This window comes from Colwellia sp. RE-S-Sl-9, from assembly GCF_048296855.1.
GTDB lineage: Bacteria > Pseudomonadota > Gammaproteobacteria > Enterobacterales > Alteromonadaceae > Pseudocolwellia.
This window is the reverse complement of the sequence record NZ_CP182631.1, coordinates 3,779,932-3,792,262: the sequence shown is the minus strand read 5'-3', so window position 1 is coordinate 3,792,262 and position 12,331 is coordinate 3,779,932. Positions and strand designations below refer to the sequence as shown.

11 protein-coding genes are annotated in these 12,331 nt (G+C 37.0%); 6 read left to right on the top strand and 5 right to left on the bottom strand.

The features are described from left to right. Nucleotides 1-7: 7 nt before the first annotated feature. On the bottom strand, nt 8-1,012 hold the full coding sequence (locus ACM9HF_RS16440) for an ester cyclase (protein ID WP_473611481.1): 1,005 nt from the start codon (nt 1,010-1,012) through the stop codon (nt 8-10). A gap of 129 nt (nt 1,013-1,141) precedes the next feature. On the opposite strand from ACM9HF_RS16440, the gene ACM9HF_RS16435 reads away from it, so the two are divergent. Continuing rightward, nucleotides 1,142-2,122: an ester cyclase gene (locus tag ACM9HF_RS16435; RefSeq protein WP_473611478.1), complete on the top strand. Its 981-nt coding sequence runs from the start codon at nt 1,142-1,144 to the stop codon at nt 2,120-2,122. A gap of 85 nt (nt 2,123-2,207) precedes the next feature. On the opposite strand, the gene ACM9HF_RS16430 is transcribed toward ACM9HF_RS16435, so the two are convergent. Further along, nucleotides 2,208-3,218 carry a nuclear transport factor 2 family protein gene (locus tag ACM9HF_RS16430; RefSeq protein ID WP_473611474.1) on the bottom strand — a complete coding sequence of 337 codons (1,011 nt, stop codon included), beginning with the start codon at nt 3,216-3,218 and terminating at the stop codon, nt 2,208-2,210. Nucleotides 3,219-3,444: 226 nt separating this feature from the next. Between ACM9HF_RS16430 and ACM9HF_RS16425 the strand changes: the two genes are divergently transcribed. The 4 genes from ACM9HF_RS16425 (at nt 3,445) to ACM9HF_RS16410 (ending at nt 7,872) form a co-directional block, all read left to right on the top strand. Beyond that, entirely contained in the window at nt 3,445-5,055 is a 1,611-nt protein-coding gene (locus ACM9HF_RS16425) for a sodium:solute symporter family transporter (RefSeq protein ID WP_473611470.1), read from the top strand. 16 nt (nt 5,056-5,071) lie between these two features. Further along, nucleotides 5,072-6,181: an ester cyclase gene (locus tag ACM9HF_RS16420; protein ID WP_473611466.1), complete on the top strand. Its 1,110-nt coding sequence runs from the start codon at nt 5,072-5,074 to the stop codon at nt 6,179-6,181. Beyond that, nucleotides 6,181-7,053 (top strand): nuclear transport factor 2 family protein, encoded by an 873-nt coding sequence (locus ACM9HF_RS16415; RefSeq protein ID WP_473611462.1) that lies wholly within the window; start codon nt 6,181-6,183, stop codon nt 7,051-7,053. The genes ACM9HF_RS16420 and ACM9HF_RS16415 overlap by 1 nt, the downstream gene beginning before the upstream one ends. Nucleotides 7,054-7,695: 642 nt before the next feature. Next, nucleotides 7,696-7,872, top strand: coding sequence for a DUF6435 family protein (locus ACM9HF_RS16410; protein ID WP_473611458.1), 177 nt, complete (start codon nt 7,696-7,698; stop codon nt 7,870-7,872). 234 nt (nt 7,873-8,106) lie between these two features. Here the strand turns inward: ACM9HF_RS16410 and ACM9HF_RS16405 are convergent, their stop codons facing one another. Next, a complete protein-coding gene (locus ACM9HF_RS16405; RefSeq protein ID WP_473611455.1) occupies nt 8,107-8,409 on the bottom strand; it encodes a DUF3088 family protein in 303 nt (100 codons plus the stop codon). A gap of 100 nt (nt 8,410-8,509) precedes the next feature. Here ACM9HF_RS16405 and ACM9HF_RS16400 point away from each other — a divergent pair, with 100 nt between their 5' ends. After that, nucleotides 8,510-8,758, top strand: coding sequence for a BLUF domain-containing protein (locus ACM9HF_RS16400; RefSeq protein ID WP_473611452.1), 249 nt, complete (start codon nt 8,510-8,512; stop codon nt 8,756-8,758). A 201-nt stretch (nt 8,759-8,959) separates the two neighbouring features. On the opposite strand, the gene ACM9HF_RS16395 is transcribed toward ACM9HF_RS16400, so the two are convergent. Both ACM9HF_RS16395 and ACM9HF_RS16390 read right to left on the bottom strand, forming a co-directional pair. Beyond that, nucleotides 8,960-9,376 (bottom strand): ester cyclase, encoded by a 417-nt coding sequence (locus ACM9HF_RS16395; protein WP_473611448.1) that lies wholly within the window; start codon nt 9,374-9,376, stop codon nt 8,960-8,962. A 171-nt stretch (nt 9,377-9,547) separates the two neighbouring features. After that, complete coding sequence (locus ACM9HF_RS16390) at nt 9,548-11,932, bottom strand: TonB-dependent receptor (protein WP_473611444.1); 2,385 nt, start codon at nt 11,930-11,932, stop codon at nt 9,548-9,550. Between the last annotated feature and the right edge of the window lie 399 nt (nt 11,933-12,331).

Below are 12,331 nucleotides of genomic sequence, written 5' to 3'. Positions count from 1 at the left end.
CAGTATGCTAACAACGCGCTTTATTAAATTCTCGCATACGCGCTAATACATCAACCCCTATTTGATGATAAACATGTAGTATGTCTACTAACACCCAGTTTTCTCTTATTACACCGTTTTCGCAGCGCCAAAAATCTAAACTGCGCATAGTAATTTGTTGATTAGCCGGTGCTATACCTAACCAGCCGTCGTTACTAATCGTCATTTGCATACCGGGCCATGCGGTAAAACCTACATAGTTTCCATCACCAAATAAATAGCCTTTTTCAACATCACCCACTCGGTTAGGCATGCCATTTAAAAACGGAATTTGATGCCAATTTCTAAAGCCTTTAATGCCTCGCCCTGTTCCTATACCCGACGGACCATACCAGCTACATTTAGGATGCCAGTACTTTTCAAGTTCCATCGCTTCAACACCGCCTGTGGCATAGTTACCTAACGAGTTACACATATCTTCAACTAACTTAATACTGCTAGCTGACAAATGATTTTCTTGAATACTTAAGCCATCTTGTGTCGCCGGAGCTGGCACATGCCACTCTCTTCCTAAACTAGGTACCATAGGCCAAGCTTTGGCTTGTATCATTACTTCTGGCACATCCCAAATAGCTTGTATTTCTACCACTTTGTTATTTTTAATGCGGTAAAACTCATGAAAACGCATTGAGACTTGATGGCCTGTAGGCGGAATATCTAACCAACTTTTTTCAAAGCTGCCTGTGTAATATCCACACATACCAACCCAATGACTACCGTCTTCACTATCGCCTGCCATGACTATAGTTTCTCTACGTTCTAGATCGGGTATAGCATTATTTAAAGGCTGGTAAGCTATATCGAAAAAAGTTTGAGCGCCATGTAACGTTTCGAACGGATAAGATAATTTCACCACTGCATCAGACGCTAACACGTGGTTCAACTCATTTAAAACGGATACGCGATCAAAATTATATAAAGCCTGCCTTAATGGTTTAAGTAATGCTTTATGATTTGTATGTAATTGTTCCATTGCTGCTCTCTCTTGTGGCTCTTTGCCATAATATTTAAATTCAACTAAAAAAACACTATGACTTCGAAGTCATTCAATGATACTCTGCAAAAAATGTATTTCAAGTAAAACTTTTGATGGAGAAATAAAATGACAACATTGCTAGATAAATTATATCTACAACTTAAATCTTCTGCCGATAATATTGAAGCTTACGTAGCTGATGATGTGCAATGGAATGTTAGTGCTCCAATTAACGAGCTACATAACAAAGCACAAATGTTAAGTCAGTTTTGGCAACCTTTAATTACCGCCCTACCCGATATTGAAAGAAAGCCCTTTATTCACATTGAAAGTGAATACCAAGGCGCACAATGGATTGCCGGTACAGGTTATTTTGTAGGTACTTTTGCAAAAGATTTACTTGATATACCTGCTACCAATAGAACCCTCTATTTACGTTATACCGAACTGGTAAAGCTAGAAGAAGGTAAAGTTAAAGAATGCTTTATTATTCTCGACTTTTTAGATGCCATGAACCAAGCAGGCGTTAACCCGTTAAGAAAAAGCCTAGGTCACGATGGTTTAATTATGCCGCCATCAACAATGGACGGTTTATGCTACGGCGATTCAAACAAAGCAGATGAAAGCGAATCACAAAAGTCTCAACAATTAGTTATTGATATGCTTGATGAGCTTGGCCGTTTCGACGGAAAGTCGTTAGCCAGCATGCAATTACAAAACTTTTGGCACAGCGACTTTATGTGGTATGGTCCTGCAGGAATAGGCACTACACGCGGTATTGAAGGCTTTAGAGATAATCATCAAGGACCATTTGTATTTAGTTTCCCTGACAGAAGTGTTGATCATAAAGCCACCTTGGTAGCACACAATAATTATGTATCAACAGGTGGTTGGCCACATATGCACGGTACACATTCTGTTGGCGGCTGGTTAGGTTTACCACCTACCAATAAAGAATTATCGCTACGAGTTATGGACATATGGCGCCGCGAAGGTGAGTTACTTAAAGAAAACTGGGTCGCTATTGATATTATTGATATGTGCATGCAAATGGGTATTGATGTATTTGCCATGATGAGAGAACAAAAACAAGGTAAAGCCTGTTAATCTTTACCATAAATAGCTGTTTTAAAAATCAAAATAGGAAGCATTGAGCTTCCTTTTTTATATCTTTAATAAGCATAAACGCTCGTTAACTTGGGTTATTAATTTTTCTACTACGTTCTAAAATATCTAAACCTTGTTGTTTTAACCAATAAGGAATATCAATTAAGACCCAGTTTTCCATTAACTTATCACCTTCACGACGATATACATCAACCACTCTCATGTCAGCTCTTATGTCGCCACCGGGTAAACCTAAAAAGCCCCCAATAGGCGTACTGCTTAAATTAGGCCAGCCAAAGAAGCACGCATAGTTACCTTCTGCGTATCGACAAATATGGCCATTAAATACCTTGTCTTTTAACCCTTGCCTAAACGGGTAAGAATGCTGCTCTTGAAACTTAGGAATAGTATAAGTAGCGCCTATTCCTGCAGGACCGTACCACACCATGTCTTTAGACCATGTTTTTTCTAAAATTTCAGGTGGATAATTATCATTAGCCGTTTTATTGAGTTGCGAGAAGTCCTCAATCATTTGATTGAGCAATGCCATGGTTTTTTCAGCTTCAGCAGGATCTTTATCGTCTAACTGAATTCCATCATGAGTTCTTGGGCCGGGGTAAATAAATGAATGCCCTGTTGCTTGCGGTAAAGGATTAATACCCACTTGATTCATAACACTAATAATGTCGCAGAAAAAACCAGAGCGTATAATTTTACCGTTTTCAATACAGTTAAAATCAGCATAACGCACCATAGCCATTCTGCCTGAACGCGGAATACCTAACCAGTCTTTATCGAACTGCACCATAAAGTGCCCCATACTCGTTACCCAGTTAGCTTTGTCGTTACCACTAACTCCAGCCATGAATACATCTTGTCGACGTTGAATGCTTTTAAAGGCATGCATAAAAGGCTGCCAAAACACCTCATTGACAGCTTGCGGCCCTTTTTGTTCATTAAATGGATGCACGCCATACCATTGGCAATCATCACTCATATATTGAGCTAATACATCACCTACTGTTTCAGATGTTGATGCTTCTAACGCCTGATAATACTCAAGTATAAAGTTTTTATTTTCTTGTTCGTTTGTCATTTATAGTCTCAATTTTCCAATACAGCTAAAAAAATAATAAGGTTAAAATTATCAGCTACATTAAACCTTTGGGTTAATTTTATGCTTAAAATGAAATGTTTCCACTCAATTTACTGAATATCTACTTTCATATTATTTTAAACAATGCTATGTTTAAATGACTTCGAAGTCAACGAAGAATGAGTAACAATATAAGACTTCAATATAATCTTAAAGAGAGATATCTATGACAGAATTTGGAATGCTAAATTGGACGATATTAATCGTTTATATACTCGGTAACCTTTTTCTTGGTTATGTGGTCAGTAAAAAAGTGAGTTCGTCTGACGACTTTTACCTCGGACAAAAAACAACCCCTTGGTGGGCAATAGGTATTTCTGTTATTGCCACTTACGTGAGTGCATTAACTTTTTTAGGTGCGCCAGCATGGGCATACAAAGACGGCCTATCGGTTATTGCTATTCACCTTAATTACCCACTTGTTATTATTGCGGTAATTACTTTTTTCTTCCCATTCTTTTATAACGCTGGCGTTGCCTCGATTTACGAATACCAAGAAAAACGCTTTGGTAAGAAAGCACGTGGGTTAATATCAGGAATTTGGTTAATATCGCAAACTATGAGCTCAGCGGCGGTACTTTATGCGACCTCCATTGTACTGAGTTTTATTACGGGTATTCCTGAAATTACCGCCATATTTATTGTGACTATAATAGCCCTTATTTATACCGTAATGGGAGGAATAACCGCCGTTATTTGGACCGATGTTATTCAGTCGGGCATACTGTTTTTAGGTGCAGGTATCATTATGTACGCACTTATCGACACAAGTACAACCCCAGTGATGGAAAGCCTTGCACAACTGAAAGCTCAAGGTAAAACCAATCCACTTAATTTCGATTTCGATTTTGCCAATACCACCACCGTTTGGTCAGGTATATTAGCAATGACTCTTTACCATATTACCGTATACGGCACTAACCAAATGATGGTGCAACGTACGCTAGCGGCTAAAAACATTGGTGATGCTAAAAAGTCTTACTTATTAATGGGATTTTTAGCTTTCTTTGTTTACTTCTTTTTCATTATTTTAGGTATTTTGTTTTACAACTATTATCAAGGTAAACCGTTTGAAAACGAAAACACCATTATTTTAGAATTTGCTTCTCAATATGGAATGCCTGGCTTAATGGGTATTATTGCTGCTGCAGTTATGGCTGCTTCTATGTCGAGTTTAGACTCCGCATTTAATTCTTTATCTACCGTATCAACGCTAGATTTTTATAAAAAGTATTTCAAACCTAATGAAACCGATAAGCATTACCTCAAGGTATCGCGCGTTTTCACGGTGTTTTGGGCTGCGGTAATTGTTTTCCCTGCCATTATGTACCACCTACACAGCTCAGGCTCTATTTTAGAAGTGTTAAGTAAAGTCGGCTCGTATTTCGTTGGTGCACAATTAGGGATGTTTGGTTTAGGTTTTTTCTCTAAACACGCAACGGAGCGTGGGCTATTAGTAGGCACATTTGTTGGTGTATTAGCTGTTGCTTATACCGCCATTTACACCGATGTAGCATGGCCTTGGTACGCAGCTATAGGCGCTTTCGTTAACGTTGTTATTACGATTATTGCCAGTATTGCCATTGATGGTAAACAAGCTGAATACTCGCCTTATAGCGTTAAAGGTCAAATTAAAGCCTTTGCCGATAGTGGCAAACCAGAAAAAGAAAATGGTTGGTATTTAGTACCAGGCAAGGTCGACAAAGTCTGTTATTCACTCTTTGGCTTCTTCATTTTCACCCTAGTATTTTTATTCTCTTTTGAGCTATTCATTTAAAGTAACGAGTTAAACTATGAGTATTAAGTTAAACAAATCAATAACACAGGTACATTGGCAACCTCTAACAACGTTGTTAGAGCCAGCAGGTACCAAGCAACAAGCGCTTACAGGGTTCGATGATGAATTCGTTGATATTGTTGATTACATTATTCGTATAACTCACCGCATTTGGGAACAAAAAAATGTGGGATTATGCTACCGATATTACGGCGAAATTTGCCCAGTATTTACCTTGGGTGGATATTCTGAATGTGTTGAGCAAGTGGTTCAAAACACTCTAAAAACCATTGCAGCTTTCCCTGACAGAAGCTTAATTGGCGAAAACGTTATATGGAAAGAAGAAGCTGACGGCACTTATTATTCGTCACATTTAATTACCAGTATTATGACCAACACAGGTAATTCTGATTTTGGTTTAGCCACCAATAAAACAGGACGAGTAACGACTATTGCTGATTGTGTTTGTTTTGAAAACAAAATAATTAAAGAATGGTTAGTGCGAGATAATAGCTTTTTGATCAGCCAATTAGGGCTTGATCTTATTGATGCTGCTATTCATTTTTCAGCCCTTACACCTAACGATACCTTTAACGAATGGTATAACAGTGAATACAATCGTGTACTCGAAGCAAAACACAGAACAGAGTTAAGCTTTACCGAAAGTAGTTGGACAACTGAAAGCTTTGTTCATGCTTGGGCGCAAACCTTATTTAATCAAAAACAATTTTCTACCTTAACGCAGTTTTATCATGTTGCGGCTGCGCATCAATGGCCAGGAGGTAGACAATCAACAGGTTTAGCTCAAATTAGCGGCACCTTAATTCAGTGGTTAGCACAATGCCCTGACGCCAAAATGACGATTGATCATATTGGCGTAACAGGCTTTGACGACGACACAATAGATATTGCCATTAGATGGTCGGTAGCTGGAACCTTTAACCCACATATCGACAGATTATCATCATTAAAAGGTAACCGCTTTTTTGTATTAGGTTGTACCCATATGCGAGTAAAAAATCAGAAAATAATTAAAGAAGTTACCGTATTCGATGAAATTTCTTTATACGCTAATATGATCCGCGAGTCGGGTCATTCACTACCATTATTAGCACAAGGAGTTTAATGATGTTTAATCAACTTATCTCGTTATACACAGAAGGTGATTTAGCACAGTTATCGTCTCGTATTTTGCACAGCACGGCATGGAAACAGCACGACTTTACCGCTTACGGTAGTATGCAAATAAACAAGTTATGGCTTAAAAGCTTAGAGCAATTTGGCTTTTTACAAGTAACTAAGCAGCAAGAAATACAGGGCGATAATTTTTCAGCACTATATATAGAACTATCGAAAGAATCGTCAAGTAACAACGAAAACGTTTCTATCACTTTTTTCTTTGAGCATAACAACGAGCATATTAAACGTTTGCATTGTGTAGTAGATACCTTAGCCCTTGCCAAATTATTACAGCAAGAGCCTAGTGTTTTAATTGATGCGCTGCCAACACCAGATCCTTTGTTACTCAGTCAATTTGATCATCAGTTACACCCTAAAAGTTATCATGCCACGCCTAACGATGTATGTGACTTACCTAACAGCATTAGCGAAACGGTAAATCAATGGTGGAATATATGGCAAGGAAAACAACTCGCTAGCTTTAAAAACATTTATAGCGATAATGCACATATACAAATAGCAGGCTTTGGCTCTCATGAAGGTTTTAAGCAACTACGCGACTTTCAACTGAAAGTACATAATCGTATGAACCGCAGTTATTGCCAGTTAGAAAACATATGTGTTGATAAAGCAGAAAGCTCACTTGCAGTAAAGTGGCATATTGATGGCGACTATATTGATAACGGTAAAATTAAGCGTATTCGTGTGCCGGTTATTTCAGTGCTGACTATAGAAAATAAACATATTGTAGAAGAACAATTACAAATAGACTGGTTAGCTTTATACAAGCAATATGGCCTTAGTTATCCGTTTGTATAAATATAAACGCTGAATCAACATTAAATGTATATCGCTCTTAATTTAGAGCGATATACATTCAAGCACGCCTCCCCTTCTAAAAATTCTACTTTTTAAAAAATTTATTAACCACAGAGAAAAGATTAAGAGAAAGATACATAGCGTTAATTGACTGAATTCATTGTTAACTTATCCGTGTACAGCTCCCCTTATTTAAACATTGATTTTAAACCATAGAGAAAAGATTAAGAGAAAGATACATAGCGTTAATTGACTGAATTCATTGTTAACTTATCCGTGTACAGCTCCCTTTCTTTAAACAATGATTTTAAACCATAGAGAAGAGTTCAAGAGAAAGGTGCACAGCGTTAACCCACTGAATTTGTTTTTAAATTATCCGTGTACAGCTTCCTTTCTTTAAACAATGATTTTAAACCACAGAGAAGAGTTCAAGAGAAAGGTGTATAGCGTTAATTGACCGAATTCATTATTAACTTATCCGTGTACAGCTCCCCTTCTTTAAACAATGATTTTAAACCACAGAGAAAAACTAAAGAGAAGATTAGAGGAAAAACTGACCCATTCTTTTTAATTCTCACCACAAGTAATCTATTATGGTGATTCAATCGTATTGCTACTTAACTACCGCTATCGAGAAACTTAATGTTTTCACTATTTAAATCAGACCCAACCAAAAAGCTCAATAAACTTTATGAAGCTAAACTAGAAAAAGCCATGCAGGCCCAAAGAAATGGCGACATAAAAAGTTACTCAGAATTAACCTTTGAAGCAGAAGAAATACATAAACAAATAAAAGAAATAGAGAAAACTGGAAAGTAACCTAATTGCAATATTATCATAAAGGCTTCTGTGGGGGCTTTGATATAGAGCCACACCCAGCGAGTAAGTAGTTATTTATTTACTGTCTATTTAGCTGCCTATTCGCAGCTAAATAGAATACGATTTCCACAAAAAATAAAACACATACTCGATTTATACCTGTTACCAATCAAGATGCATATTTCAGAGCGCTTAGGTATATTAATAAGATTTGTATATTCGGCTTACTAAAAATTACGGAAGTGCTGCCGCTCCACCAAATTCATTTGCTAAATAATTAATTATTTCCTTTGCGTCTGTAAGGAAATTTTCATTATCCACTATTAGTGCAGGAAGCCCTTGATTTTCTTCACCTAACATATCAATCACCTCTTTTCTTGGTCTTGGGAAATCTACTCGGCGAATATCTACAACATCCTCCCAGTGCTTATTTGACAATAAAGCTCCCTCAACAAGCGCACAGGGTGGGCATATCCACATTTTTTTTTCTGGCCCATCTTCGAATGGCATTTTTAAAAGAAATAATATTGGTTTCATCGATAATTACTCTACGTTGAGGGAAAAATAGATCATTGCTATTTGACATTTTTAAATACAATAAAGGGTCCGGCAGTCATATCTTTTTAGAAGCTTAACTATGAATATATTAAAGCCTCTTGCTAGAAAATTTACGCTAGTACTACAACATCAAAATGTTCGTCTTATGATATCGAGAACATATTATCTAAACAAGAATAAGTCATTAAAAAGAAAAATTATTTCCATACTTTACTTTAATAGAAATTATTTTTTTCAATGTATTGAGCCGTCACGCCTAAATGTAAATGAGTTGTACCAGATATTATTAAGCGATGAACGGTGTTCAAATATTTTATTAATTGGATAGAAATAAATTTTTGAACAAAGCTTTTAGGGACTTCTGAGCAAAAAACGCTCTTCGTTACATCTGTTTTTAAAGAGCAACCATTAATAAAAAATGTGCCTTGATCATGATTAGCTCAGAAGTCCTGAAACTGCATCTTGCTGATGGTATATACCCATACCACTAATAAATGAGCATTATTTGGAGAAAATAATGCTCTAATGTTTAGCCCCAGCCTAGTTGTTGCAAACTAATGGTGTCGTTCCAAATTTTTGTCATGTGTTTGATCAGCCCATTCTCGAATTCCATATTATAAGCATAATCAGCAATAAAGGAGTTACCTGTTGGTGGAACAGGTCCTCCTTCACCAGTATGGGTGCCTTCTATAATCCCTAAGGCAGCAACACAATTTCGCTCTTCATCAGCGGCAATAAATTTTAATTCATATTTTCCATCAGGAATTATAATTAATAAGTTTTTCATCCATTCGCAATATGCATCAAGAGACGATATACCTTCTAATGCAGATGTTTGTGATGAAAATGTTGCGTCTTGATGACAAAATTTGCTACAAAAATCCCAGCCTTTTCCAGTTTCGCATGCATCAAAAAATTGATGAGCAACTTCAAGTGTATTTGACATATTCATTCCTATTAAATCAGTATTGTTGAGGAGGTAATAATTTTCAAAGCAACGTAAACTTTGATTTTTAACGACTTATATTTAATTTACGAGCTAACTTTCTTTGTCCATAAAAAACCGCAGATATTCTGCGGTTTTTTAAGGGCTTAACTAATAAACTTTAGATAAGTCTTAGAAAGTGTACTTAAGGCTTGCACCCCATGTACGAGGGTCATTCCAGTTAGCTTGTACTGAGTTAATTGGTTGGCCATCTAAAATTTGAGAATGAACAACTGCACGTGTTAGCACGGCTTCATCTGTTAAGTTTTTAACAAAGAAATCAAGTTGTAAGTCTTCTTTAATAATCCATGTTAAACGTGCATTAACAATGGCATGAGCATCAACTCGAGTTTCAGGTGTATTCACATCAAAAGCATAGTAATCGTCAGAGTATGTCGCTTGAAGATGTGGAATTAAAAATCCACCATTATCTAATTCAGCTTCATAAGTCACGCCTAAACCAACAGTGTATTCTGGTGCCATTGCTGGAGACCAGCCAGCAAAACTAAATTGACTGCTATTATCGTTAATATCTTGACGACCTTCAAAATTACCCAAGGCTAATAAAGGACGTAATTGATCGTTACCTACCGCATAGTCATCTGAAAATTCAGCATCAAGCCAAGTTAACGTACCGTTAATAGATAAGCTATCTGTTGGATACCACTGCATATCCATCTCAATACCTGTCGTTTCAATACTTCCACCATTCTCGTAATATTCAAAGGTTTGAGTTTGACCTGCTTCAACACATTCCAACACGGTATCTGTACTAGTAGTATCATTACATGCAACAGCAAATAACTGTGCTTTAACATCGTCGTATTCATTAACGAAAGCCGAAATATTTAAACGCATTTCGCCATCAAGTAAGGTACTTTTCATCCCTATTTCATAAGAAGTTACTTCTTCGTTATCATAAAGAGGATCCGCACCACGAGAAACAACACGACCATCATTAGCACCACCTGTGCGAACACCTGTAGCGGCAGATGCGTACATCATTAAATCATCACTTTGGTCAAACTCAACAGCAGCTTTCCACAATACGGCTGAATCATCCCAATCAGGAATATCATCTCCTGTAAAACTCTTTTCATCTTTGTTATAGCGTAAGCCACCGACTAAACGTAAGTCCTCAGATACCTCATAACGTAATTGACCAAATACAGCGATTGAATCTGACGTATGAGGATCGTGAGTTGGATTACCCCAACTAGGCACAACGATTGAATCTGGAACACCATTTCCTGTAGTATCTGCGCTCGACAACCACTCCCAATCAGCTTCTTGATCGAAATAATATAAACCTGCAATCCACTGTAAAGGGCCTTCATTATTTGAAGAGATTTGTAATTCTGTTGAAATCGTTTTTTGATCATCTTGACGGCCAAAACCACCAACAAAATCTAATCCGCCATCACTAAAGTCACTGTCATAATACTGCTTACCACTTAACTCAGAGTAGTTTGATGTCCACTTAAAATCAGCAATATCTGTGTACCACTCTAATGTTGCTGTAGCAGAGAATGCTTCCTGCTTATCAAGCGACATACCATTTCGGTATACATCGTATGGGCCAATATCATTACGTTCAACATCAGCGGGTTGATAAGTATGACCTTCAGTAACAGTTGCAACAGGGTCATAAATTCCAGGGCTGGTTTCTGTTAATGAATAACCCGCAATTTGTTGATAACCCCAAATAGCTTCAGAGTTAGCATCTTTCTTTGAGTAATCTAAACGGAAAGTAGCATTAAAATTTTGGCTAGGTTCATATCGAGTGATTGAACGAGCGTAAAAAGAATTTTTCTCACGTAGGTCATCTGATGGACCAGGTACAAAGTGGTTTTCAATATAACCATCATGTCGGTCTGAAGCGACAACAACGCGTGTTGCTAAGTGATCAGTTAAAGGAAGATTTAATACCCCTTCATAAGCGCTACGATTGTATGCACCCGTAGTAATTTTAATATTACCTTCTACTTCATCCATGTTCGGACGATTAGTAATAACGTTAATACTACCCGCAAAAGTGTTACGGCCGTAAAGTGTACCTTGAGGACCACGTAATACTTCAATACGTTCAATATCAACAAAAGCCCCCATGCCCGCTGTTGTTGTTGGTACATAAATACCGTCTTGGAAAATACCGACTATTTGCTCAGCAATACCTGTACCTGCAACCCCTACTTCGTTAGTACGAGCACCACGCATAGCGGGTCTAACTTCACCACCAGAGCTACCTACTTTTAATCCTGGAACAACTTGCTGCAAACCAGTTATATCAATAATACCTGCACGTTCAACATCATCTGAACCTAATGCAGTAATTGAAGATGACACTTCTTGTAAGTCTTGCGAGTGTCTGTTGGCAGTAACAACAATTTTTTCAATTTTATGTGATTCTTTCTCTACGCTAGCTTCTTCAGCTAAAGCGGCTTGACTCAAAAAAGTATTAGCAATCGCTAGTGCTAATGTGGTTTTCAAGAGCTTATTTCGTATAACTGGCTTCATGTGTTATTCCTCATCCTCTACTTAAAATAATAAGTACAAAAAATTCATGTTAAATGTGCGAACAATAATAGGGCTGTTTTAATGATTATTTATTGCCCTTACCCATATTTGTACTTCGGAATCATTTTTATGTCAAGAGTGTATCAATAACACAAAATAAAGAAGTCGCTAGGCTCACAACAACAAATCAGATAAAAACCCTAATAAACAGTAATATAAAACCAAAACTACTAATACAAATTAATTTAAAAAATATTGACTTCGACGTCACTTACGTAATGAATTGTGAAAATTATTAAAATAATAAACACAGATAAAACAGTAAAAGATAACAATGTTAATCTGCTCATTCATCACTAAAATAGAGAATGTAAAAATAGCTTTATTGACAATAATAGC